The sequence below is a fragment of the Venatorbacter sp. C2-1 genome (genome assembly GCF_022832715.1).
Taxonomy (GTDB): domain Bacteria; phylum Pseudomonadota; class Gammaproteobacteria; order Pseudomonadales; family Oceanobacteraceae; genus Venatoribacter; species Venatoribacter alkanivorans.
The window spans coordinates 1,532,007-1,558,005 of the sequence record NZ_CP094879.1; the positions used below are offsets into that span (position 1 = coordinate 1,532,007).

Genomic DNA, 25,999 nt, shown 5'->3' on the forward strand with positions numbered 1-25,999 from the left:
TATTGGCCGGTTTTGCCGGCCTGTACGATTGCCTCGAGCTGGGGCTCCCCTTGGCACCGTCCTGTGACGGTGTCTTTTTTATTTTATACTGAATGGAAAGCGGTGCTGTCGCCGCAGAAAGGAGACAGGTTATGACGATTCAGATAAACCTTAACCAGCCGCCGTTCAGTTTTTTGTCTGAGCAGCAACTGGAGTGGTTAACCAAGCGCCTGGATCTGGTTTTCTTTGCTGCCGGTGCGGTTATTCTGGATGAGGGAGATGTGTCTCCCGGGGTCTACATCGTCTACAAAGGTGTGGTCGAAGAAACCGATAAAAGCGGCCAGCAGGTTTTTTCCCAGTATGGCAAAGAGGATATCTTCGACGTACGTGCCGTACTGGAATCTTCCTGTAAACATCGCTACACCGCGATAGAAGAAACCCTCTGCTATTTACTGCGCGCCAAAGATTTTATTCAGCTTCTGGATGAATCCAGTGATTTTTCTATCTATTTCAAAACCGATCTCGGCACCCAGGAAGAACTGGTCGATCAGCGCAGTAATGATGTCTCTGAATTTATTCTTGCCCGCATCGATGAAGACAGTGTACGCCCGCCGGTTTATGTTACCGGGCAAACCAGTCTGGCGCGGGTTGCGGCCATTATGGAAGAGCAGAAATATGACGCAGTACTGGTTCGGACCGCTCGTCAGGTCGGCATAGTAACCGGCACCGATTTACTGCGCGCCACTTTGCTCGGCGATAAAACCAAGCAAAGTAAAGTGGCTGATATTGCTCAGTTTGATCTGGTCGAAGTGAAATACGGAGATTTTCTGTTCAGTGCGCTGCTGAAGATGACCCAGCATCATATTGAGCGGGTTATTGTCACCCGTGATGGCGATATCGTCGGTATGCTCGAACTGATGGATATGCTCAGTGTGTTCTCGACACACTCTCATGTTATTGCCATGCGTATTGAGCAGGCCAAAACCATGAAGGAACTGGTGGTGGCTGCCCGGCGCCTTGAGGTTCTGATCGACAGCCTCAGTACCCAGGGGGTAAAAGTCGTGGCGATTATGGAGCTGATTACCACACTGAACCGCCGCCTGATGGAGCGGGCATTCGAGCTTATTTTCCCCAAACGGCTACAAAAGAGTGTGTGCATTCTGGTTCTGGGCAGTGAGGGCCGGGGAGAGCAGATACTGAAAACCGATCAGGACAACGCCATTATCCTGCAGAATGAGCATGACCGTGAAGCGGTGCAGCCGTTATTGCAAAACCTGCATCAGGCGTTGCTCGACTTTGGCTATCCGCCCTGTCCGGGGGGCGTCATGTTTATTAACGACAGCTGGATTAATACCGTTGACGGCTGGGTCGGCAAAGTACAGCGCTGGATGCGCTCTGGCCGTCCGGAACCTATGATGAATATGGCGATTTTTATGGACGCTGAACCGGTATGCGGAAACCGGGAGTTATTTGTACCGGTAAAAGCCAGCTGGCAGACCGAGGCACTGCGCTCCAGTATGACATCGGCCTGGTTTGCCAAACCAGCTCTGCAGTTTGAAACGCCGCTGACTTTTCTGGGTAAAATCCGCGAAGACCACGGCACCATTGATATTAAAAAAGGCGGCATTTTTCCATTGGTTCACGGTGTCCGTGCACTGGCATTTGAATATGCGATCAGCGACTGCAATACCCTGCAACGACTGGATAAATTACAGGCGCTGAACGTTCTGGATGATGAAACAACCCAGGGCCTTAAAGATGCTTTACTGTTCTTTTTACGCATCCGTCTGCGCCAGCAGCTGGAAAGCGGGTCGGATAATCCGGGACTGACACAGCAACTGCAGCTTAACAGTCTGCGCAGTGTTGATCGCAGCTTGCTGCGTCATGCGCTGCATCGGGTTAAAAAATTCAAGCAATTACTGGTCAATCATTATCATCTGGAGAATTTCTGATGGCGCCGTTCTGGTTGCTGAAAAAGCTGCCGGGTTATATGCCACCGGAAGGGCGCTGGCGTCATCTGGCCGAGCCTTACGATGGCGATGAAGTGGTGGTGCTGGACTGCGAAACCAGCTGTTTCGATAAGAAAAAAGGCGAGCTGCTGAGTGTCGCCGCGGTACGGGTAAAAGGTGGGGAAATCCGCCTGTCAGAAGCACTGGATCTGACCATTAATTCCAATGCCGTAACCGACCCCAATGCGGTGCGGGTGCATTATCTGCGGCGCGAAGACCGGCGTCAGGGCGTTGCTGTTTCGGAAGCGATTGAGAAGGTTCTGGATTTTGTCGGAAACCGGCCAATCTGTGGTTTTTATATCGAATATGACCGCGCCATCCTTAACCGCTATATCAAACAATTGCATAATTTTCAGTTGCCGAACCGCTTTATCGAGGTATCTGAACTCTATGTACGCCAGAAGCGTAAATATATCCCCGAGCTGCAGCTGGATCTGACCTTTGAAGGGCTGGCCAAAGATCTGAAGGTTCCCATTATTGAACGCCATACCGCCATGGGAGATGTGATCTCGACCGCACTTATGTATATCAAGCTGACGCATTTCAATCAGCGCAGCTGATATGCTGCCCGCCGGATCTCATACTTTGCGCTAAGGCCGGTTTGCAACTATTTTTAAGCGATGGTTGCAGATGACTGAGGTGGTAAGTGTGGCGATTATTCCGGCAGGGACATGGCGGCCCGTCATGGGCTGAGCGGGTTCTGACAACGTTTCTGTTGTTATCCTTTATTCAGGTTCATTCTGTCCGGGCTGAGCCTGAGTCTGGGCTGGTGCTGGAATTTCACGATCAGCAGGGCAAACCCTTGGCAGATGTTGTCGTCAGTGTGCGTGGAACGCCTGTCAGAAAGGCCCCGGCAGGAAATATCCCGGTAGCGGTGATGGATCAGGTGAACAAACAGTTCCGGCCTTCGGTTCTCATTGTTCAGCAGGGGCAGCGTGTCAGCTTTCCCAACAGCGACAATATCCGCCATCATGTTTATTCCTTTTCGTCTCCGAAAATCTTTGAAATCCGTTTATATGCCAACACACCAAAAGAGCCGGTACTGTTTGATCAGCCCGGTCTGGTTGTGCTGGGCTGCAACATTCATGACCAGATGGTTGGTTATATCTATGTTAGTGACGGCGACGATACCTTCATCAGTAACGGGGATGGACGAATCCGTATACCTGATCTGCCGGCAGCATCAACGCTGAGCGTCTGGCATCCCAGATTGTCGCTGAACGAGAATGAGCGGCAGACTCTGACTCTGCAGCAACTGAACACCATGCCCCGGACTGACGGGCATATACAAATAACACTGTCACTGGCCGTTGCTGCGCCAGAGCAGCAGGAGGGGCAGGGCTTTGGTAATAAACTACGCCGCTGAGGCCACAGCATGAGGCTGAATACCTTCCGCAGCCAGATTCTGCTGCTGACCGCCGGTCTGACCGCCCTGACCTCGTTGTCGATTCTGACACTGGTACTTTACAGTGCTGGTGAAACCATCCGCAGCAAAGTAAATAATGACCTGAGCGCGGCGGTGGAGGTGTTTAAAAACACCGTTGCCATGCGTCAGCAGCAGCTGCTGACGTCGGCCGAAATACTGGTCTCTGACTTTGGTTTTAAGCAGGCGCTGGCCAGCCAGGATAAAGCCACGGTGGCGAGCATGCTGGAGAATCATGGTTCCCGTATCCGTTCTGATCTGATGTTTCTGGTGGATGTCAGCGGTCAGGTGACGGCCAGTACTGACAGCGATGTGCGTGAAGGTGAACAGTTCAGCTACGCCCCGGCACTGGCACAGTCGCTTAAAGGTGAGGTCAGTGCCGATTTTTTTGTGCTGGGAAATCATATTTATCAGTTGCTGCTGATTCCGGTGCAGGCGCCGCGGGTGATTGCTATTGCCGGGGTTGGCTTCCGTATGGACGAGTCTCTGGCGCAGCAACTGGCCCGCAGCAGCGGTATTGAGGTTACCTTTGTTGAACAGCAAAGCCTGGGTATGCGCTCTCCGCGTGGGGTCAGTAATCTGGTGTATTCATCATCGCTGTCCGGGGATGAGCAGATTTTGCAGGCGATGAGTTCCCCTGGCTATGCACAGGCTTTGGGTTACTGGGGGAATGACGCTGCACAGCGTTTTGCCAGTCAGTGGCTGACCATATCGCGTCACGATACGGTACCGGTAAGCGTGGTGCTGTCTGCTGATCTGCGCTCCTCTTCTGAGGGATATGTCCGTTTACGTAACCGTATTCTGCAACTGGCACTGATTATTGTTTTATTGGCGGTGGCAGGCAGTACTCTGATGGCACGCCGTTTAACCGTACCGCTGAAGCGGCTGGTACGTGATGCCCGGGCGATAGCCCGCGGGGAATATCACAGCATCGATCCGCCACGCAGAGCCAATAATGAAATTCAGACACTGGTGTCTGCTTTCCGCACCATGAACAATGACCTGGCTGGCCGCGAGCAGAAAATCCGTTACCAGGCGTTGCATGACAGCCTTACCGGTCTTCTGAATCGCGTCAGCATGCTGAGTGAACTCGAACAGCGGGTAGAGACTGGTGAGTCATTTATGCTGGCCGATGTGAATATCCGCGGATTTAAAAACATCAACGATTCGTTAGGTCCGGATGTCGGTGATGGTTGCCTGACCCGCGTCGCGCAGCGGCTGGCTGCGCTCAGCCAGCAAGGAGCGCTGGCACGGGTGGCGGGCGATGAATTTGTTCTTTTAATTCCATGTCCGGATACGGCAACCAACCTGTGGGCTGAGGCGCACGGCTGGAAAATACTGCACAGTATGGCGACACCAGTGAATGTGAATGGCATCAGTGTGAATATTGATGTCAGGGTCGGGTTGGTGTTGTTTCCGGCACAGGCCAGCACCGCCGCGCAGTTAATCCGGCGTACAAACATCGCGCTGGAACATGCCCGCAGCCATAAGCTTTCGCTGTTTTTATATGAAGACGGCATGGATCAGCAACACCTGCAGAAACTGCATATTCTGAAATCGTTAAAGCAGGCGCTGAACGACAATGATGGCCAGTTACAGATGTACTATCAGCCGCAGAAAAATCTGCTGACGGGAAACGTCGATAAAGCCGAAGCTCTGATCCGCTGGTTCCATCCACAGGATGGTTTTATTCCCCCGGATGTTTTTATCGAACTGGCCGAACAGACCGGCCTGATCTGCCAGCTGACCGATTGGGTTATTGCGCAGGTGCTGGAGCATGTGGCTGTCTGGCGGCGTAATAATATTGATCTGCAGGTATCTATTAATATTTCTGCTCAGGATATTTGCCGGGATGGCCTGACCACCCTGATTGAACACAAACTGCAGGATCTGCAACTACGGCCGGCGGATATCTGCCTGGAAATAACCGAGCGCGACATGATGCTGGATGAAGAAAAATCACTGCAACAACTGCAGTTGCTGCGCGAGCATGGTTTCAGTATTTCGATGGACGATTATGGTATTGGTTATTCGGCGTTATCCAAACTTGCACGCATGCCGGTGGACGAAATTAAAATCGATAAATGTTTTATCCTGAATCTGGCAGAAACGCATGATGACCAGATCATTGTCCGTTCAACGCTGAATATGGCGTGTGAATTAGGCCTGAGAGTGACCGCCGAAGGGGTGGAAAATCAGGCATCAGAAACCTGGCTTCAGGCTGCCGGTTGTAATTATATTCAGGGGTATTTTCTCTGCCGGCCGATGGCGTTCGAAAGTATTGCGGGCTGGCTGGCCGATTTCCGGCAGCATTCTGACACGGCTGAGCGGCAACAGGAGATACAATCATGAAAGGCTGTTTTTCACCGCTGAAATACCTGACCTTGCTGGGGCTGGGTTCTCTTTTTAGTGTGCCGCTATTGGCACAGGGACGTCTGCTGGCAACCTCCGGTGTTACTCAGCTGGAAGGGGCGGCTGGTGGCGGTCTTGTGCCCTGGGCGCTGATCAGTGGTTACAGTGAGCAGGGCGAACACAGTCTCAGCGCGTTTACGACCCGCACCGATGTGCAGGATTTTCGTCTGGAGGTGCTGGGCGCCAGCTGGAGCTACAACAACCGTCTGGAACTCAGCGCAGCACAGCAGAATTTCCGCTTAAAAAATACCGCAACGGATATCCGTCAGGAAGTTTATGGTGGCAAACTCCGGCTCGCCGGTGATGCTGTGTTTACGGCAATGCCACAGCTGGCGCTGGGGTTACAGCATAAACGTCTGCTGGATGGCGATACGGCCGCCGCCGTTGGCGCGGATAACGATACCCAGGGAACGGATATTTATCTGTCGGCCAGTAAAATCCATCTGGCAGCACTGGCGGGGTACAACGTTTTATGGAACGCAACCTTGCGTGCCAGTAAAGCCAATCAGATGGGTTTGCTCGGGTTTGGCGGAGACGACAAACGCAGTTATCAGCTGCTGCCAGAGATTTCGGCATTGGTGCTGCTGCGTGATGGATTGGCCGTGGGAGCGGAATACCGCACCAAGCCCGATAATTTAACTGCATTTCGCGAAGATGATTACCGTGATCTTTTTATTGCCTGGTTTCCGCATAAACAGCTGAACCTTACCCTGGCCTGGGCGCAGCTTGGCAGCATTGCCGGCAGCGATGATCAGGACGGTCTGTATGTATCGTTAACCGGGTATTTTCAATAGGAGAGCCGTGATGATCCGTTCTTTGGTTTGCAGAAGCACGCTACTGATGGCAACGTCTTTACTGAATCCTCTGATGGCAGAAGACACCCTGTACGAACGATTGGGTGGTGCTGAAGGCATTGCGGTTGTGGTCGATCATTTTATTGAAGAAATCAGTTTTGACCGGCAGATTTATCCATTTTTTAAAGACTCAGATATTGAACGCTTCCGCAATAAATTCAGTGAACAGCTGTGCGCGGTAAGTGATGGTCCATGCCGTTACAGTGGCGATGATATGTCCAGCGTACACACCGGAATGAATATCGGTGAAGCCGATTTTAACCGGGTGGTGGAATTACTGCAGAAAGCACTGACAGACAGTGGCATTCCTTATACCGATCAGAACCGGTTATTAAAAAAACTGGCGCCTTTGCGTAACGACATGCTGCACCGCTGAGTTTATTGCCAACATTCCTGCGCTGCTATCCCGATAATTTATCACCGGCAAGCAGCATAAAAAAAAACCGGCCGAAGCCGGTTTTTTTATGGTTGTATCAAACGTCTGATCTTAGTGATCCTGCGCTTCACCAGCTCCTTTAGGGAAGCGGATGTCTTCAACCATGTGACGGATATCATCCGGTACAGGTGCAGTCATGTTCGACACAATGAAGGCTGTTGCGAAGTTCAGCAGAGCACCCAGAGCACCGAAGGCTTCCGGAGAAACACCCAGAAACCAGTTGTCCGGAGTGTTCGCCAGCATTTCAGTACCGGCCACGAAGAACCAGCCTTTGTAGGTAAAGATGTATACCAGGGTAGACACCAGACCAACCAGCATACCGGCAACCGCACCACTGTTATTCACTTTACTGCTGAAGATACCCATCATCAGTACAGGGAAGATAGAGGAGGCTGCCAGACCGAAGGCCAGTGCCACCACCTGTGCGGCAAAGCCCGGTGGGTTCAGACCCAGGTAACCCGCTACCAGAATGGCACCGGCCATGGCGATACGTGCAGCCATGAGTTCCTGTTTCTCACCGATATCCGGCATAAAGGTACGCTTCAGCAGGTCGTGGGAAATGGCTGTCGACATCGCCAGCAGCAGACCTGCTGCAGTGGACAGTGCCGCCGCCAGACCACCGGCCGCTACCAGAGCGATTACCCAGTTTGGCAGGTTAGCGATTTCCGGGTTAGCCAGTACCATGATGTCACGGTCGACTTTCACCATTTCGTTACCTTTCCAGCCGAAGGATTCAGCTTTTGCGGCAAACTCAGGGTTCTTGTCGTTGTAGTACTGGATACGGCCGTCGCCATTCTTATCTTCGAATGCCAGCAGACCTGTGGTTTCCCACTTCTTGAACCAATCCGGACGTTCAGCATAAGCCAGGTTACCTTCGGCGCTGCCAACCGGGCCAGGCTGAATGGTATTGGTCAGGTTCAGACGGGCCATAGAACCCACAGCCGGAGCAGTGGTGTACAGAATGGCGATGAACAGCAGAGCCCAGCCAGCGGATGAACGCGCATCAGACACCTTAGGTACGGTGAAGAAGCGGATAATCACGTGTGGCAGACCGGCTGTACCCATCATCAGCGACAGGGTGTACATCAGCATGTTGAAGGTACCGCCTTTCTGCGCGGTATATTCAGCAAAACCAAGGTCAACCAGTGTCTGATCCAGTTTTACCAGCAGCGGAGTACCGTCAGCGGTGTCACTGAGGAAACCCAGTTGTGGAATCGGGTTATTGGTCAGGTTCAGAGAGATAAAGATCGCCGGTACGGTGTAAGCAAAAATCAGTACACAGTATTGCGCGATCTGGGTGTAGGTTACGCCTTTCATTCCGCCCAGTACGGCGTAGAAGAATACGATACCCATACCTGCATACAGACCGGTTGCATAATCCACGTCGAGGAAACGTGAGAACGCCACACCAATCCCTTTCATCTGGCCGATTACGTAAGTCAGTGACGCTACGATCAGACAGATAACCGCCACGATACGGGCAGTACGGGAGTAGTAACGGTCGCCGATAAAGTCAGGCACAGTAAACTTGCCGAATTTACGCAGGTAAGGAGCAAGGCAGAGTGCCAGCAGAACATAACCACCGGTCCAGCCCATCAGGAAGATAGAAGCATCATAACCCTGGAAGGCGATCAGACCTGCCATAGAAATAAAGGAAGCGGCAGACATCCAGTCAGCTGCGGTAGCCATACCGTTGGCAACCGGGTGAACACCGCGGCCAGCCGCGTAATATTCACCGGTGGTTCCGGCACGGGCCCAGATAGCGATACCGAAATAGAGGGCGAAGCTCAGGCCCACTACGATGTAAGTTAAGGTCTGTAAATCCATGCTCAACTCCTCACTTATTCATCGTCATCAACGCCGAACTCACGATCGAGCTCGCGCATTTTTTTGGCGTAAATTGCAACAATGGCGAGGAACACATAAATGGACCCCTGCTGTGCAAACCAGAACCCCAGACCAACGCCACCTACCGGAATCATGTCGAGTACCGGACGGAACAGAATGCCGAAGCCATACGACACCACTGCCCAGATAACCAGTAAAATGAACATTAATTTCAGGTTTTTGCGCCAGTACGCGTTCTTATCGTCTTCTGACTTGAAAGCCATAACCCCTCCTAGTTTTTATTTGAATGCAGAATCAACCTAGCAGCATAGCGTCAGAACACGACAGCTAGACCTTGGTAGTACCAATTTTGAACACTCCTGTTCAATGATTGCTTTTTCTATTAAAAACAAAGGGTTAACTAAGCTTTTCAGGGGCCCGGAAAGCACGGGGTGACCATGGTCGCAGGTGGCAAAAATGGCGTGCTTTGGTGCTAATACGTACGCCTTTAGTCCGGTATAAAAGCGCTCCGGCGACGGCTGATTATTAACAATTGGCCCGATTTGCCGGGTTTGACAGAGCCATCGGTACAGCCAAATGGCGGATTTTTCCCGGAAGATACCTTATGATCGGCCTACCTGGCCTAACCAATAACTGATAACGCAAGCGGCCGGGGTCCGGTTGTGTCGCGGCTCGTTGTAATACGGGCATTGCCCTCCGGCCGGAATTGCACCAGCTCTGGAGAGTTTGTCTGTGAAAAAATCCATATCCGCTCTTGCTTTTAGCCTGTTGTCATCTGTTGCCATGGCCGATCCTGCTGTGGGCCAGTGGGTAACCATCGACGACGAAGACGGCAGCCAGGCCAGCGTCGTTGACATCAACATTAACGAAGAAGGCAAGCTGCAGGGCACTATCGTAAAACTGCTGCGTGAAAAAGATCAGGGCAAATCCTGTGAAAAATGTCCGGACGATTTTAAAGATCAGCCGGTTGAAGGCCTGACCTTTATGTGGGGTCTGGAAAAAGAAGGTGAAGGCGAGTGGGAAAGCGGCCGTATCCTCGACCCTAAATCCGGCAGCATTTATAAATCCCAGCTGGAAGTTGCCGAAGATGGCCAGAGCCTGAGCGTTCGCGGTTATATCGGCGTATCCTGGATTGGCCGCAGCCAGAAATGGTTGCGCTACGAAGCCCCAATTGCAGAAGCAGCTGCAGAAGCTGTAAGCGCAGACAGCAGTGCAGAAACTGCAGAAGCCGCACCGGCTGAAGCTACAGCTGAAACCGCCGCCGCAGAATAACGATTAGTTTTTTATTCTGCTGAAGCCCGCTTAATCGCGGGCTTTTTTGTGTCTGTAATCTGCTCATATCGGCAATGTGATTTCTGCCCGTTGTTGAACGCCACAGTCATAACCCCGTCATATTTTCTTCCTAATCTGCACTGGCTAACTGGATTAGACCAGATTCGGATGCCGCCGGCACAAGGGGCGTGATTGCGGCTTACTGGAAACTATGGGGATTAGGATGAAGACGTTTAAAACTGCAAAACTGCCACTGCTGGCGACACTGTTGCTGGGCAGCCAGCTGGCACTGGCCGATGCCAGCCTGATGGGTTCGGTGATTGATCAGAGTTCGATATTACCCGGTGCAACGGTTACCGTTGTGGAAACCGGTGCCCGTGTTCAGAGTGATGAACGCGGCCAGTTTATTCTCAAAGGCCTGCAGCCCGGCACCTACAACCTGAAAATTACCTATGTAGGTTATGAGCCGCTGCAAACCACCGTGACCCTGAGCGCCGATGAGCGTAAAGATCTGGGCGCACTGAAAGTGGTATTTACCGGCGCAGGTATCGAAGAAGTGGTCGCGGTTGGTCATATTTTTCAGGGCGAAATGAAAGCGCTGAACACACAGAAAAACGCCAACCGTATTCTTAATGCCATTTCGGCTGACGGCATCGGTAAATTACCGGACCGCAACGCCGCCGAAGCGGTACAGCGTATTCCCGGCATTTCGATTGAGCGCGATCAGGGCGAAGGCCGCTTTGTTGCCGTGCGTGGTTTACCGGCGCAGTGGAGTTCCGCATCGCTGAACGGCGACCGTATTCCGACCGCCGAAGAAGAAACCACCTCGCGTGCGACCGCGTTCGATTTTTTCCCGACCGAAATGATCGAAAGCGTGGAAGTCAGCAAAGCCGTCACGCCGGATATGGAAGGCGATGCCATTGGCGGTAATGTGAATTTTATTACCCGCCGTGCGCCACAGGAGACCACACTGGATGTCACCGTTGGCAGCAACTACAACGATAAAGCGGAAGAGAGTGGTTATAACCTGAATATTCTTGCCGGTGACCGCAGTGACGATGGTAAGTGGGGTTATATCGTTAATGCCAGCCAGTATGTGCGTAACTGGGCGACCGATAACTTTGAACCACGCCGCAGTGGCGAAGGGATTAAACGCCTTGAATTGCGCGATTATACCGGTGAGCGCGATACCCGTGGTTTTAACGGTGCCGTGGAATATAAATTCGATAATGGCGATACCCTTTATGCCCGTACCCTGTACGGCACCCTGATCGACGATGAAACCCACTACAAACACCGCTACCGTTTTGATAAAGACCGGATCGAGCTGCAGCATATTCACAATATTCTGACCACCGAACTCAGCGGTCATCAGCTGGGTGGTGAACACTGGGTCGGAGAGGGCGGTCTGCTGGAATGGAAAGCCTCAACCTACGATAACCACTTCTATTACGGCGATGTGCCGAACAGCAAAGACAAGAGTTATTTCGTCGCCCGTTTTGATCAGAAAAACGTAGGCTTTGCAGGTCTGGATAACCGCAGCGGTAAAAACCTGTCGTACAACACCATCGACGGGGGTAACAGCCCATCGAATAAACCATCCACCCATTTGCCGGATGGTTTCAGCATGGACCCGACACAGATGGCGTTGTCTTCCATTGAACTTTATAAGGTCGATGTGCGGGAAAAAGATAAGGTCGTGGCGCAGCTCGATTTTACTCAGGATATGAGCCTCGATCTGCAACTGAAATTCGGTACCAAATACCGTGAAAAAGAGCGGGTTGCGCGTTTCTCCGATGAGTTTTATCAGTGGAAAGACAGTGCGACAACACCGCTTTTGAGCGACTTTGATTTAAGCGATCAGCCAGGCCGTAACGATTATCTGGAAGAAATTAACGCCGGTTACGCCGATGATTTCAGCCAGGTGGCGGATATGTCGGATCTGGAAAATTTCTGGAACAAAAACCGCGATCAGTTCGAACTGATTGATGGCGAATCCTACACCGTAGCCAACGGTGGGGCGCTGGGTCGTAACTTCGATGTGAACGAAACCCAGATGGCCGGTTACGGTATGGCGACTTATCAGCTGAACGATGATGTCAGCCTGGTGGGCGGTGTGCGCGTCGAACGTACCGAGACCGAAGTGTCCGGTTACAGCGCCGAAGACAATGCCGGCACGCTGGTGATTGTGCCGGTTAAAAAGACCAAGTCTTACACCTCGGTACTGCCGTCGGTACATATGACCTACGCCCTGACCGACGACAGCAACCTGCGCGCTGCCTTCAGCCGTACCTTTGCCCGTCCGGACTTTGGTTCGCTGGCTCCGGGTCAGGCCTATTCTGAAGCCGATGGTGAACTGGTGGTAGGCAATCCGGGACTGAACCCGACGTATTCCAATAATCTGGACGTTTTATTCGAGCGTTATTACGACAATGTCGGCGTAATTTCCGGCGGCCTGTTCTATAAGCAGATCAGCGATCCGATTTTCAGCAAGCGTTCTGAAGTGACCTTTAAAGGTGAAACCGTTGACCGTGTGGATTCGGTGAACGGTGATAATGCCTGGCTGGCCGGTGCTGAGTTTGCCTTCAGTCGTCGCCTCGATTTTATTGCCGATGCGCTGGAAAATGTCGGCGTACAGGCTAACTACACCCGTATGCGTTCTGTGATGGAATTAACCAATGGCCGCAAAGCCGATATTCCGCGTCAGGCCGACTCTCTGTATAACGCCGCGTTATTCTACGATGACAGCACCTTTGCCGTGCGCATCGCTGTTAACCATAAAGGCGCTTATATTCAGGAACACGGTGACAGCAGCGATGAAGACAGCTACTACGGTGATTACACCAGCGTTGATCTGAGCGCATCTTATCAGGCAACCAGCGATCTGATGGTGTACGCCGATATTAATAACATCACCAACGAACCGATGAAGTATTACCTCGGCAGCGAACGCCGTCCGTTGCAGGTGGAATACTACGGTTACCGCGCCAATCTGGGTGTTAAATACAGCTTCTTCTGATTTATTGCAGTAACAAAGAACACCGGCTCCGGCCGGTGTTTTTATTTGTGTTCTGCCTTGATACAACGTTTTCTTTCTCTGAACCTGCCTGTCATCGTTTTGTCATCCGTACTCTTTTAAATACTTTCATCTGGACTAGACCAAAAGAAGTATCAAGATGGCGGAAAAACAGCAGGTGGTTATTATTGGCGGCGGCATTTTAGGCCTCGCCATTGCCCATTATCTGCAGAACAGTGGTGAGGCACAGGTCTGGCTATTTGAGCGCGGCGAATTAGGTGCAGGCACCACCAGTCAGGCGGCGGCCTTATTAACCCGCGCGCGCAGCAGCGACAGTGCCGCATTAATGGTGCACGAAACTCACAGCACTCTGCGCATGCTGGAGCAGCGCTTTAATCTGCCCTTTGCGCAACGCAGCGGTTGTTTGCACATTGCCTCACAGGCGCATGAGCGCGAGCAATTGCTGCGTTATAGCCAGCAGGCGCAGCAGCTGGATGTTGGCACACAATGGCTGGACAGCAGCGATATTCAGCGCCTGCTGCCCTGGCTGGCAATCACGGCAGACAGCAGTGCGCTGTATTACCCCGATGACGGCCACGCCGACCCTTATACCCTGGCACAGCTTTATGCCCGTTCGGCCCGTGCCGCAGGAGCACAGATTATTGCTCATTGTGCGGTCAGCCGGCTGGAATCACAGGGTGGTGTATTTACCGGGGTACATTTAGCCAGCGGTGAATTTATCCGTGCCGACAGTGTGGTGCTGGCGGCCGGCCCCTGGAGTGCAGCGCTGGCTTATGACTACGATATCGCACTGGCGATGGCACCGGTACGCAGCCATTACTGGATAACCAACAACCAGCCGCAGGTTGATGCCAGGCAGCCGATGGCAATTATTCCTTCGGCCAAAGCCTATTTCCGCAGCGAACAATCGGCACTGTTATTCGGTGTGCGCGACAGCCAGTGCTGTGTCGCCGACCCGCGTGCATTACCGCACGATATTCACAGTTTTCATTTTGCCGAAGATGCCAACGGCTGGCTGGCACTGGAAGAGCACTGGCATAACCTGTTGGCGCTCTGTCCGCTGCTGGAGCAGGCGCAACTGGCGCATTACTTAAGCGGTGTGTCGTCTTATACGCCGGATGGCAAGCCTTTGCTCGGGCGTCTGGAGCAGCACAGCAATGCCTTTGTTGCCACAGGCTGCTCCGGTGCCGGTATTGCCTTCAGTGGCGGTATTGGCCGTTTGCTGAGCGAACAGATTCTTGGCAAGCCCACCTTTGTTGCCGCCGAAGAATTCTCACCGGCCCGTTTTGCCACCCTGCAGCCGCCAGCCGATCCGATGAGTGCGGAATTCCGCCAGCACTGTGCCCGTGCGCGCAGCGGCAAGAGTACCGGCTGAATGCAGCATTTTCATACAGCCGACATATCCCTCGGGTATTTCCTGTTTATAAGAACTGATTGCGCTGCAGGCACAGGTGCCGCAGCGGGAGTATTGCCATGTTAATTATGCCGTTTCAGCGTTTTCACCAGCGGGTTCAGCAGCGTCTGCAGCAGGCGTCTGCACTCTGGTTTGTGGTGTTTGCCATCAGCGCCGCCTTTATGACGTACTTTTCTATGTACGCCTTCCGCAAGCCTTTCTCGGTGGCGATGTACGATGGCCAGACCCTGTTTGGCATGGATTACAAGGTGATTCTGATTTTTGCTCAGGTGCTGGGTTATCTGTTGTCGAAGTTTATCGGTATCCGTGTGGTGTCGGGCATGATGCACGACCGCCGCGCACTGGCCATTGTGTTACTGGTCGCCAGTGCACAACTGGCATTGTTTTTATTTGCGGTATTACCGGCGCCATTAAAACCTCTGGCGATGTTTTTTAATGGTCTGCCGCTGGGCATGATCTGGGGGCTGGTATTCAGTTATCTGGAAGGGCGTAAAACCTCGGAATTACTCGGGGCAGGGTTAAGCGCCACCTTTATTGTTGCCTCAGGCATGGTACGCAGCGTGGGCAAAGCGTTAATTGTTTACGCCGATGTGCCGGAATTCTGGATGCCGTTTTTAACCGGCCTGATTTTTATGCCGCTGCTGCTGATTTCGGTCTATGCACTGTCGATGATTCCGGAACCGGATGCGACAGATGAGGCTGAACGCATGAAACGCCAGCCGATGACCGCCGCCGACCGCTGGCAGTTATTTGGCCAGTACTGGTTTGGTCTGAGTCTGCTGATTCTGGCATTTTTACTGTTCACCGGCTTACGTGATTTCCGCGATAACTTTTCTGCCGAAATCTGGCAGGCGCTGGGTTATGGCAATGAACCCGCGATTTTTACCTACGCCGGGGTGCGCATCGCCGGTATGGTTCTGGTCGCGCTGGCGTTATTAATGTTTATCCGCGATAACTTCCGTGCCTTTACCGCTAACCATCTCGCCATTGTGCTGGGCTGCTTTATTCTCGGTTACAGCACCTGGTTGCATCAGCAACACTGGCTCGACAGCAAAATCTGGATGGTCGCCTTAGGTACGGGTTTGTATCTGGCCTATATTCCGTTTAACTGCTTTCTGTTTGACCGTTTTGTCGCTCTGGCCGGTGGTGTGGCCAATGCCGGTTTTCTGATTTATCTGGCCGACAGCGCCGGCTATACCGGCAGTGTAGGATTGCTGTTGGTTAAGCATTTTTATGCAGCGGACATCAGCTGGCTGAATTTCTTTGTCAGTGCTGTTTACAGCACCGCTATTATTGGTGGGGCGCTGGTCACGCTGTCGTGGCTGTATTTTCGCTGGCGCTTTTTCCGCAATGAGCAGCAACCTCAGAAACAGCCGCTGGCTTCTGTTGCTGCGGCGAGGCTAAAATAGCCATGCATACCGATGCCGGATTGAAAAAAATGCTGCCAGCCAATATCGAAATACGCGACTACCTGGCCGGACTGATCAAACAGTCACGGCTGAAACAGAACGAACGCCTGCCATCCGAACGCGAACTGGTGGAACAGTTTAAAAGCACGCGAATTACCGTGCGTGATGCGCTGTCGAAGCTGGAATCGGAAGGGCTGATTTACCGCTCCAACCGCCGCGGCTGGTTTGTCTCACCGCCACGGCTGGAATATGACCCGTCTTCGCGGGTGAATTTCTACCTGCTGGCGGAGCAACAACAACGCACTCCGGCCACCGAATTAATTTCACAAAAGCGCATTAAAGGTCCACAGGCCGCACGCACAGCACTGGCCGTTGCCGCTGACGAAAAACTGATTGAGCTTGTGCGTCTGCGCTCCCTTGATGGTCGTCCGGTGCTGTACGAATTTATCTACCTGCCGGAAAGCCGTTTTCCGGAACTGATGAAAAAAGACCTGGAAGGCTCGCTTACCACCCTGATGCAGCGCGATTACAACGTTGAGATTACGCACGAAGATAACCGTATCTGCGTGTCAGCGGTGTACGATCAGGTGGCTGACGCGCTGTCGCATATTAACGGCGCGCCCTGTCTGGAAATTCGCCGTATCCGTTATGAAGGGGAGCGTAAGGCGGTGGAGTTTGATATTGAGCACTGGGTTCACAGCGCGATAGAGCTGCGGATTCCCAGTCACTGATTTTCTTTTTTCAGCTGTTTTTTGGGAGGGGCTTGGTAGGAGCGGCTTGGTGGGAGCGGCTTTTAGCCGCGATACTGTCTCTGTGGCCGCTGCGCGGGTTGGCTTTTGTAATCATATCGAAGCCTTTGCGGGTGCTCCGCCCCCTGCGCCCCCATGCAAGGAGAAGTATCTCCTTCCGATCCTCTCTTGCGGCTGTCCGGTGCTGTTCAGCCAACTGCGTGGCCAATCCGGCCCGCACAGCAATTCGCCCGGAGCCTTTTACCGTTTGATAATTGAAATGAATTGGCTCCGGGCTGTACTGTGCTTTCCACCGGATTGTCTGCCTGGTTGACTGGCACCGCACAAATGCCGCGTTTATTCAGACGCAACGCAGTTTTTCAAAACAAACAAAGCAGGAATTGAAAAGCGGTTTCGCGTTATGGTTTTATGCGCCTGCAGGACGCCGGTTTGAATCATTCTGCGCCGGTACGTCCCGGCATGGATGCCGGGCGAGCGAATAGGGCCATGGATGGCCCATTATTCGCGTTACCGCGACCGCAGGATTATTCAGAACGGATTAAGTCCTGCACAGCGCGAAGCGGGCCAATTGTGTGCTCCTGCACAATCGGCGTTTCCGCCTTCCATGGCGGTCAGGAGTAAGCGCCCGACCGGCGTGAGGGGTAAGACCCCTCAAAGAGGTCATAGGGCCGGGCGGGAGCCCAAAAAGCCATCCCGCGCAGCGGCCGCAGTACAAACCTCTTCAGATTAAACCTCATTCCGCTTGTGCAAAGCCTGTCTGTTTATAGCAGCCCAACACTCTGCATTACTGTCACAAAAACTTCATTAAACTGCCGTTGCCGCTCACTCCGTTAACTTTTATAGTTTGCGCATTCTGGTCTAGACCAGAATAAAGAGAATACAAAAACCAACTCGGCGCAAACGTGACGGACTTATGAATAACCCTTATTTATTACTCACTCCCGGCCCCCTGAGTACCACGGCCAGTGTAAAGCAGACCATGCTGCGTGACTGGTGTACCTGGGATGACGATTACAACCTGGGGGTGGTGCAGCCTATTCGTGAACAGTTGGTAGAGCTGGCGCTCTGTGGTGAAAAAGAGTGCGCTGCAGAGGAATACAGTGCGGTGCTGCTGCAGGGCAGTGGCAGTTTTGCGGTAGAGAGTGTCATCAGCAGTGCCTTTTCGGCCGACGATAAATTACTGATTTTAGCTAATGGTGCTTACGGTCAGCGCATTGCCGATATGGCGCGGGTACACCGTATTAATTATGTGCTGTTAACCGCCGCCGAACATGAATGGGTGAGTCTGGAAGAACTGAATCAGGCTTTGCATGATGACCCGGCCATTACCCATGTGGCGCTGGTTCATTGTGAAACCACCTCCGGCATTCTGAATCCGCTGGCGGCCTATGCTGAAGTGATTAAAGCCGCCGGCAAAACCCTGATTGTCGATGCTATGAGCTCGTTTGGTGGTATCGAAATTCCGCTGGCAGCATTGGGTATCGATTTTCTGATCAGCTCGGCCAATAAATGCATTCAGGGCGTGCCCGGTATGGGCTTTGTGATTGCAAAACGCGATGCGCTGGCCAAATGTGCCGGCCGTGCGCGCACGTTAAGTCTGGATTTATTTGACCAGTGGCAGTGCATGGAGCAGGGCCATGGTAAATGGCGTTTTACCTCGCCAACCCATGTGGTGCGCGCTTTTCAGCAGGCGCTGGCGGAACTGGCAGAAGAGGGTGGCATCAGCGCCCGGGCACAGCGTTATGCCGAAAACCACCGCACCCTGGTCGATGGTATGCAGGCACTGGGTTTCGAGTGTGTGGTCAGCCGCGATAAGCAATCGCCGTTTATTTCGACCTTTAAATATCCCGATAATCCGGCGTTCGATTTTAACCAGCTGTATCAGCGCTTAAAGCAGGAAGGCTTTGTGATTTATCCGGGCAAGGTAACGGCAACGCCGTGTTTCCGCATTGGCCATATCGGTGATGTTTTTCCGCAGGATATGCAGCGTTTGCTGCAGGCGCTGGAAAAACACCGCTTCTGGCTCTGACAGCCGACAACGGAGGAATCATCATGCGCTTACGCACGCTGGCGCGCAAAGCCGTGGATCAGGTCTGGCAACCCTTTGCTGATTACGGCCATATGCCATTGGGGGAAGATATTTCCCAGACCCGTCATGCTCTGCAATGTGCCTGGTTTGCCGAACAGGATAATGCGCCAGCGCATCTGGTTATTGCCGCGCTGCTGCATGATGTTGGCCATTTAATTACCTGGCAGGAACAGGGGCTGCATCCGGAAGCCGGTGGCGATAACGGTTACCACGAAAAAGTCGGTGCGGCTTTTTTAAATGAGTATTTTGCCGATGACGTGACCAAACCCATTCGTCTGCATGTCGCGGCCAAGCGCTATTTATATTCCACCGATGCCGTTTACCGCGAGTCGCTGTCGGCGGCATCGCAGCAGAGCCTGGAACTGCAGGGCGGCTGGATGGATGAAAGCACCTGCCGCGCCTTTGAATCTTCGCCCTGGTTTGTCGACGCTTTACGGCTGCGTAAATACGACGAGCAGGGAAAACAACCGGCGTTACAGGTGCCGGGCATTGACCACTATTACGAACTATTAATTCAGCACACCCGTGTGGTGCAGGAGCGCAATACCCATGTTTAAATCGCAACGTTTTTTTGCCGGGCCAACAGAAGCCGTTATTCTCGACTGGGCGGGCACCACCATTGATTTTGGCTCGCTGGCACCGGTTTACGCCTTTATGGAATTATTCGCCGCCGAAGGTATTGAAGTAACCCAGGCCGAAGCGCGTGAACCCATGGGCACCGAAAAGCGCGAACACATTACCCGTATGCTGGCCAATCCGCGTATTCATGCGCGCTGGTTGGAAGTGAAAGGGCAGGAAGCCGACAGCGCCGAAATCGACCGCCTGTACCATGCCTTTGCGCCGATTCAGACGCGCATCGTTGGCGAGCGTGCGCAATTAATTCCGGGCTGGAAAGCCGCTTACGACCAGCTGCGTGCGCAGGGGTTAAAAATCGGCGGTAATACCGGCTACGGCCCCGGCATGATGGAACCTGCACTGGCCGCCGCCAAAGATCAGGGGTACGAACCGGATGCCTGTGTCTTCGCCACCGATGTATTGCGTGGCCGCCCATACGCCGATATGGCGCTGGCGTTAGCGCTGCAACTGAGCGTTAACCACGTACACGCCTGCATTAAAGTGGACGACACCTTACCCGGTATTGAAGAAGGCCTGCGTGCCGGTATGTGGACCGTCGGTGTCAGCATCAGCGGCAACGAAGTTGGCCTGGATCTGGTCGACTGGCAGGCGCTTTCCGCCAGCGAACAGGCACAGCGCCGCAACAAAGCAACCCAGCGTTTTAACGATGCCGGAGCACATTACGTGATTGACTCGGTTGCGGATTTGCCGGGAGTTGTTGCCGATATTAATGCGCGTCTGGTGCGGGGAGAAAAGCCCTGAGCTGAGTTCAGATCAGGGTTTTCAGAGTTCAGAAAGAGTGGGGTGATTTAACGGATGCTTTGGGTATGGTGTCCGTTAAAGCAGTAGCGATCATGATTCACGAAGCATGATGTCTAATTTTTTCCGGCATTCGCGAGCTTAGAGGCAATTTCAAGTATTTCATCTTTCATTGCTAATTTATCTACCCAATGCGAGGGGATATTTTCAAGACCGTAAAAGGCTCCCGCGATTTGCCCGGCAATGGCAGCCGTTGTATCCGCATCATTCCCGATGTTAGCAGCCATAAGTACACATTCTTCAAAACTATTACTATTCATAAAACACCAGAGTGCGGACTCCAGGCTCTCAATAACATAGCCGCTGCCGGTTAACTGTGAATATGAGTTATCGAGGAATCGCGCTTCGGATATGCCGGAAACTTTATCTGTGGCCGGTTTATACGTATTCCGGGTAAAAATCTCAGTTTTTTCAGTGCTTGCATAAGCATGGTAAAGAAGGCTTGCGAATAACTTGCAGCTATCGATGCACTCTGCTGATCCATGTGTCGTGCGAGAACTTTCACCAGCAAATTTTATGCACTCTTCCAGATCTGAAAAGAACATTGGAATTGGTGCAAGTCTCATTAAAGAGCCATTGCCGGAAGAGTATTCATCCACAGCTCCTGAAAATGGATTGCCGTTTTCAAGATAGCTTCGTAGGGCAGTTGATACCGTGAAGCCGATATCGAAGCATTCTCCCGTTGAACTCATGTAACCATATTGATACCAATTGCAGTATCGGTTCATCTGATCAACGGCATCGAAACCGTTTCTGAATACAAGACTGTGAGCCAGGCATAAAGCCATGGATGTATCATCTGTCCACTCGCCGGCATTAAGCCTGAACGGCCCACCACCCATCATATCGGTGACAGGTTCAAAGTTGCCGCGGGTCTCAAACTCGACTGTTGTTCCTACGGCGTCACCAATGGCCAGGCCTACTAATGAACCTATTTTTCTGTTCTCCATGCATTCTCCACAGAGTAGTGCTCAAAGTTGAGAGCTTATATGTCAGCTTGATTAAATTAATAGGTCAATAATGTGAGGGCATATATTTCTTCATACTATCTATCATAAATTCAGATGCCTGAATGAGTATGCAGGGCTTCATTATTATTCACAAGGATGTGAATTTTTCAGGAACTCACAAAAGCCACCGACATTCATTTTAACAATCATATCGGGTGTGTCTTTGGCAGATAATGCTGCTTGTGCTTGCTGTTTAAGAATATAGCCCTCTACTAGCTGCAGGGCATTGTACAAGCCACAGCTGTTTGCTGCCCCATCGTTGTCTATCGCATACTGAAGAGTCTCCATGCTTTCTTTAGCCCTATCGGCCGTGAAACTGGACTCTGACCAATGAAAGGAATCTTCTTCGGATGGTTGGTAGTCTTTACATATTTCACCAGCCTGAGTAAGCGGTGAAAGGAATATTATTGTCAGGATAATTGTCTTCATAGAAGTTGGCTCCTGAATCTATAGTTCGTCATAGTTCTGTTCCAGATTTTTAGGCGATAGCTAAGCTAACACCGTATTCATGCAAGCCCTTGCGTTTGATGCTGGTCATAATATCGTCAGAGCTTGAATAAGTGTACCTACGGTATGTGAAGGTTCGTGTCGTTCTTCGATAATGACGTCGGCCTGGACTTCCGGAGTGGCAAGCGCTTTCCGCCAGCGAACAGGCACAGCACCACAGCAAAGCAACCCAGCGCTTTAACGATGCCGGAACACATTATGTGATTGATTTGGTTGCGGATTTGCCGGGCGTAATTGCCGATATTAATACGCGTCTGGTGTGGGGAGAGAAGCCCTGAACTGAGTTCAGATCAGGGCTTTTGGAGTTCAGAAAGAGTGGGACTGCTTTAACGGATGCTTTGAGTATGGTGTCCGTTAAAGCGGGGGTAGATCAATTTTCCGTAGCAGCACTTTGTTAGGGCTGATCTTTGTTAATCGGATAAAATCTAGTAGCAATATTTTGCGCATCTGATTCTGTCATCGCATCATGTACAAACTTTAACTTTGACACTAAACGTATACATTTAAGGCCAGACTCATCATATATTTCTAGTTTGACAAGGTATTCATCTCCAAAATCTATATAAACTGGGCAATTTGCATCTAACCATGTTTTTCTTGGTCGTACCCAATCATATTGATGGTAGCCGTTATATGATTCTGTTATTTCTTCCTCAATATCATATATTCCATGTATCCAACCTCCCCTGAGAGTTGCTTTCGTAACCTCCGGGTATTCTTCAACTGCCTCAGAGAGCCGGAAAAAGATTCCAGTGTTGGCTCCATGCATATGCCTTTTGGCCTTACTCCACACTAAATCTTGAGCCAACTCAGATCGCGGATCGGGCAGCATGTGATAAATATCAAAGTTGTCTTTAAAAGCGGAGCCATCAATTACCCAAACAAGATTTTTATAAAACTCTTCTCTGGATATTCTTTCAGCATCAGTCATTGAGGAATGCTGAACTTCAATAACGATCCCTGTTGGAGTCTTTATATCTGCCCTGTGAATTTCTCCATCTTCAGCAACATGAGATACTTCCCTGCATTCCAATGGAAATCTATTCTTCCACTCTCGATGCCAAGGAGTCTCATTCTCCCACCAGGGATCGCAATCCCTTTTTCTAAGGTGTGCCCAGTGATGCATAACTCTCGGGCCGCACTTGGCTATAGCTTCTGCGCCACAAATAGGACAAAACCCTCTACCTTTTGGAAATGCCTCTAACTTTTTTTCATTGACCAATGCCAATTGCATAAATTAATGTTCGAATCCTTGTGTGCCCTAACGTTCAAAGCAGCGGCGCGCGTTAGCGCGTCCAGCCCGAAGGGTGATGCTGCCTTTGCTTGTTATACGTTTAATGAACATTCGCCCCATCGCCATTTTTAACGATAGACACTGATAGTTCACCGTTGTTCTTTTCATTTGTAGCCCAGACTACTATTTGATTGTTGGATAGCTCGTAATGAACCCTTATCAAGGGCTGTCTTGCTTCTTCAAGCTTATAGCCCCGGATTCTCAATTGACCTATCAAACTCTCATTCGTAGCTATAGTTTCTGAGCTTCGATGAAACTCCAATGTAATCTGATCCTGCATATTTTCATCTGTACTGAATGAATAAGACCCTTGTGCCGGGTAGCTTTCACCTTGCTTTGCAAAAGGTGCAATTGAGCCATCGTAAATCCGAATTCCGAAAGCCTGAGTCAAAACCCCATCTGCAGAAATTGGAGCATTAGAATCAACAATTAACCGATTATTACTCGGAGTTTTCTTTCTTGAAAAAATATTCTTAAGCATTATTTACCGTATAACGCCCGCATTTTCGGCTGTTTTTGAGCGCTGCGGAAAAACAGTCCGACAACATGCGCTGTTACATGCTGTGACTAGAGCGAATTTCATCATACGGTATAAATCCATAAGCGATATTTGCTTCTTCATCAAACTCTGCCTTTCCAACAATCACTCTTAAATTGCAGCCCATTTCTGGCATACGAAGTTTTGCGAAACGTAAAACCTCATCAAGATCATCTTCGTTCAATACAACAAAAATTAGTGCAACCTCATAAAACCCATTTTCGTTTAGCATAAAATAGGCTTGGTGAATCATATCTCTGATTCTGTGCATCAGCATTCGAGGTTCACGAATTACTTTAACCTCAAATCCAAACTTTAGATTATCTTGATAGCCAACGAAGTCAGGAAAACCTCTCCGGTTTTCTTCCAAGTTTGAGAAGCTACTAGATAGCCATTCAAAGACTGCTTTTTCAGCAGACATAGCCAGCCGCTGAATACTTTTCATCTCCATTGCTCTACTCCGCCTAGCAACAGAAACTTCTCGTACCTCCTCAATAGCTTCTTCTGTTACCTGTGCATCTAGTTGCTCATTGGCGTAACTTAGGAAACCTTCGGTGTTATACACATAAAACCTTTCAACACCGGTCTCCCTTTTTAACTCATCTGTCAATTCAGGCCTTACACCAATGTTTTTTTTACCATTACTATCTATTTGCCACCACCAATCAGATTTATTGTCATCTGTGATGAAGATTATATCTTTAATGGTCCTATTTTTGGCTTCTTTAATAATCTGCTTCCATACTAAAATATCACCGTATTTTCGTTTGTAAGTTATTCCTCCGTATGTAAATTCATCAGGATTTTTATCATCTTTATTAGAATCCTTAAAACCAGGAGGAATTGAGCACTTGTAGCGTTCTTCGGCTTCCTTAAATAGATCGTCAATTTCTTTTTGGTCGTCTGGAGAATCTCCAACTTTACCTTCAAAAAGCTTATCAATTCGATCCCTTATTGTGTCAGTAGAGTTGACACTAATGCTTTTTTCTTCAAGCGAATCCAATTCGGAAAGAAAACCATCCTTAATACTATTGATTCCGATAATTAGCTTGTCTGGGTCAATATGACTATGTCGCTTTTTTAGTTGGAGACCTTCTAGCTCACTCTGCATTCCAGATATTGACTTAGTTACAATATTTCGGACCTCTGAATAGCGCTTGTGTTGATCAGCTATCACTTGCAGTCGATTGCGCTGAAACTCTAAGCCAACGTGATACGGAATCCATACACGATCTGCCAACCGCTCAACAACCGAAAAAAGAGAGTCTCGGGTAGATGTTTGATACCTATATAAATTAAGTAATACATTGGTATCAAATACGAAAATTGCATTCTTCCAGAGAGTGGAGAACTCATCTGTTGTCAGCTTGTAATATCCGTTGAAAATTGTCTTCATAATTCCTTTAGTACTCTACGGCTGGGTGGGCATGTAACAGTTTATTCCTAGGCGTGCTCGTTTACACACCTAAGCCCTTATTCAGATTCCCAGCCTAAAGCACTGTCCGGGCTGTAAAAATCATTGTTATTTTTTTCTTGTCAGGATATGAACGCGCATGCGCGTTTTTCCCTGAATAGTTCTTTGACTTTGCAACTATCACTTTCTGATAGTAACCAGCGTCTATCTGCTCTTTTTATTCCAGACACGCTGCCGCCCATCCTTATAAACGCAGGGCAGGAGTGGCGCATGTTTGATATCGGGGTTTCAGACGGGGAGGGGAATCGGATTGGATATCTGTCCGTTAAGTGTATAGCTGCCTCCCTGCTGTGGTTTGAGAGTACTGAAGTTTGGGAAGAGGTTCAATCTGTTGATAGATTTGGTTACAAGTGGCAAATGACGACAATAGCTTTGGTGGGCAGTGCCCACCCTACATTTCGGCGTGAGCGTATGGCTGGCCATGTCGCGGATAAGATCCGCTCCTTGTATCCGTTTGACCGCTAGTAGGTTTGTCGGCAGCATCGCGGGCATGGCCCGTTCCTACAATGCTGCGCCTGATCTGATAGGCGGCATTGCGTCTGAGTTTATGGAAACCCCTTTTCAAAAGTACTCTGTTTGCTCTGAAAAGCCGCGTTGAGTCTGAATAAACGCGGCATTTGTGCGGTGCCAGTCAACCAGGCAGACAATCCGGTGGAAAGCACAGTACGGCCCGGAGCCCATTCATTTCAATTATCAAACGGTAAAAGGCTCCGGGCGAATTGCTGTGCGGGCCGGATTGGCCACGCAGTTGACTGAACAGCACCGGACAGCCGCAAGAGAGGATCGGAAGGAGATACTTCTCCTTGCATGG

General features: G+C 50.8%; 22 protein-coding genes. 15 read left to right on the forward strand and 7 right to left on the reverse strand.

Annotation, left to right across the window (positions count from 1 at the left end; translation table 11 throughout):
* Positions 1-131: 131 nt before the first annotated feature.
* The 6 genes from MT343_RS06880 to MT343_RS06905 all read left to right on the forward strand — a co-directional run bounded on the left by MT343_RS06880 (position 132) and on the right by MT343_RS06905 (position 7,053).
* Positions 132-1,931, forward strand: coding sequence for a DUF294 nucleotidyltransferase-like domain-containing protein (locus MT343_RS06880; RefSeq protein WP_186435940.1), 1,800 nt, complete (start codon positions 132-134; stop codon positions 1,929-1,931).
* Positions 1,931-2,548 (forward strand): 3'-5' exonuclease, encoded by a 618-nt coding sequence (locus tag MT343_RS06885; RefSeq protein ID WP_145469402.1) that lies wholly within the window; start codon positions 1,931-1,933, stop codon positions 2,546-2,548. Before MT343_RS06880 ends, MT343_RS06885 begins: the two co-directional genes overlap by 1 nt.
* An 86-nt stretch (positions 2,549-2,634) precedes the next feature.
* Positions 2,635-3,354, forward strand: a complete 720-nt coding sequence (locus tag MT343_RS06890; RefSeq protein WP_222428570.1) for a methylamine utilization protein — start codon at positions 2,635-2,637, stop codon at positions 3,352-3,354.
* A gap of 9 nt (positions 3,355-3,363) precedes the next feature.
* Complete coding sequence (locus MT343_RS06895) at positions 3,364-5,763, forward strand: bifunctional diguanylate cyclase/phosphodiesterase (protein WP_145469403.1); 2,400 nt, start codon at positions 3,364-3,366, stop codon at positions 5,761-5,763.
* On the forward strand, positions 5,760-6,617 hold the full coding sequence (locus MT343_RS06900) for a DUF3034 family protein (protein ID WP_145469404.1): 858 nt from the start codon (positions 5,760-5,762) through the stop codon (positions 6,615-6,617). The genes MT343_RS06895 and MT343_RS06900 overlap by 4 nt, the downstream gene beginning before the upstream one ends.
* 46 nt (positions 6,618-6,663) lie before the next feature.
* The gene (locus MT343_RS06905; RefSeq protein ID WP_243989471.1) at positions 6,664-7,053 is read left to right on the forward strand and encodes a group I truncated hemoglobin; all 390 of its coding nucleotides are present in this window, start codon (positions 6,664-6,666) and stop codon (positions 7,051-7,053) included.
* A gap of 111 nt (positions 7,054-7,164) precedes the next feature.
* Here MT343_RS06905 and MT343_RS06910 read toward each other — a convergent pair whose 3' ends face one another.
* Entirely contained in the window at positions 7,165-8,940 is a 1,776-nt protein-coding gene (locus MT343_RS06910; RefSeq protein WP_145469406.1) for a sodium:solute symporter family protein, read from the reverse strand.
* A 14-nt stretch (positions 8,941-8,954) separates the two neighbouring features.
* A complete protein-coding gene (locus tag MT343_RS06915) occupies positions 8,955-9,224 on the reverse strand; it encodes a DUF4212 domain-containing protein (RefSeq protein ID WP_145469407.1) in 270 nt (89 codons plus the stop codon).
* A gap of 469 nt (positions 9,225-9,693) precedes the next feature.
* Here MT343_RS06915 and MT343_RS06920 point away from each other — a divergent pair, with 469 nt between their 5' ends.
* From MT343_RS06920 to phnX, 8 genes are all read left to right on the forward strand, one after another.
* Complete coding sequence (locus MT343_RS06920) at positions 9,694-10,233, forward strand: DUF2147 domain-containing protein (protein ID WP_145469408.1); 540 nt, start codon at positions 9,694-9,696, stop codon at positions 10,231-10,233.
* A gap of 223 nt (positions 10,234-10,456) precedes the next feature.
* Positions 10,457-13,252: a TonB-dependent receptor gene (locus tag MT343_RS06925; RefSeq protein WP_145469409.1), complete on the forward strand. Its 2,796-nt coding sequence runs from the start codon at positions 10,457-10,459 to the stop codon at positions 13,250-13,252.
* Between the two features lie 157 nt (positions 13,253-13,409).
* Complete coding sequence (locus MT343_RS06930; protein WP_145469410.1) at positions 13,410-14,645, forward strand: NAD(P)/FAD-dependent oxidoreductase; 1,236 nt, start codon at positions 13,410-13,412, stop codon at positions 14,643-14,645.
* A gap of 98 nt (positions 14,646-14,743) precedes the next feature.
* The gene (locus MT343_RS06935; protein ID WP_222428571.1) at positions 14,744-16,093 is read left to right on the forward strand and encodes a DUF5690 family protein; all 1,350 of its coding nucleotides are present in this window, start codon (positions 14,744-14,746) and stop codon (positions 16,091-16,093) included.
* A 2-nt stretch (positions 16,094-16,095) separates the two neighbouring features.
* The gene (locus MT343_RS06940) at positions 16,096-16,824 is read left to right on the forward strand and encodes a UTRA domain-containing protein (protein ID WP_145469411.1); all 729 of its coding nucleotides are present in this window, start codon (positions 16,096-16,098) and stop codon (positions 16,822-16,824) included.
* Between the two features lie 931 nt (positions 16,825-17,755).
* The gene (gene phnW / locus MT343_RS06945) at positions 17,756-18,871 is read left to right on the forward strand and encodes a 2-aminoethylphosphonate--pyruvate transaminase (protein ID WP_145469412.1); all 1,116 of its coding nucleotides are present in this window, start codon (positions 17,756-17,758) and stop codon (positions 18,869-18,871) included.
* A gap of 23 nt (positions 18,872-18,894) precedes the next feature.
* A complete protein-coding gene (locus MT343_RS06950; RefSeq protein WP_145469413.1) occupies positions 18,895-19,488 on the forward strand; it encodes an HD domain-containing protein in 594 nt (197 codons plus the stop codon).
* Positions 19,481-20,308, forward strand: coding sequence for a phosphonoacetaldehyde hydrolase (gene phnX, locus MT343_RS06955; RefSeq protein WP_145469414.1), 828 nt, complete (start codon positions 19,481-19,483; stop codon positions 20,306-20,308). Before MT343_RS06950 ends, phnX begins: the two co-directional genes overlap by 8 nt.
* Before the next feature lie 113 nt (positions 20,309-20,421).
* On the opposite strand, the gene MT343_RS06960 is transcribed toward phnX, so the two are convergent.
* The 5 genes from MT343_RS06960 to MT343_RS06980 form a co-directional block, all read right to left on the reverse strand.
* Positions 20,422-21,315, reverse strand: a complete 894-nt coding sequence (locus MT343_RS06960) for an ADP-ribosylglycohydrolase family protein (RefSeq protein ID WP_145469415.1) — start codon at positions 21,313-21,315, stop codon at positions 20,422-20,424.
* A gap of 144 nt (positions 21,316-21,459) precedes the next feature.
* Positions 21,460-21,804 (reverse strand): hypothetical protein, encoded by a 345-nt coding sequence (locus tag MT343_RS06965; RefSeq protein WP_145469416.1) that lies wholly within the window; start codon positions 21,802-21,804, stop codon positions 21,460-21,462.
* 472 nt (positions 21,805-22,276) lie between these two features.
* Positions 22,277-23,116 (reverse strand): competence protein CoiA, encoded by an 840-nt coding sequence (locus MT343_RS06970; protein ID WP_145469417.1) that lies wholly within the window; start codon positions 23,114-23,116, stop codon positions 22,277-22,279.
* 100 nt (positions 23,117-23,216) lie between these two features.
* Positions 23,217-23,657, reverse strand: a complete 441-nt coding sequence (locus MT343_RS06975) for an Hsp70 family protein (RefSeq protein ID WP_145469418.1) — start codon at positions 23,655-23,657, stop codon at positions 23,217-23,219.
* Positions 23,658-23,730: 73 nt separating this feature from the next.
* Positions 23,731-25,110 carry a PIN-like domain-containing protein gene (locus MT343_RS06980; protein ID WP_145469419.1) on the reverse strand — a complete coding sequence of 460 codons (1,380 nt, stop codon included), beginning with the start codon at positions 25,108-25,110 and terminating at the stop codon, positions 23,731-23,733.
* A gap of 147 nt (positions 25,111-25,257) precedes the next feature.
* Here MT343_RS06980 and MT343_RS06985 point away from each other — a divergent pair, with 147 nt between their 5' ends.
* On the forward strand, positions 25,258-25,653 hold the full coding sequence (locus tag MT343_RS06985; protein WP_145469420.1) for a hypothetical protein: 396 nt from the start codon (positions 25,258-25,260) through the stop codon (positions 25,651-25,653).
* Positions 25,654-25,999: the final 346 nt, after the last annotated feature.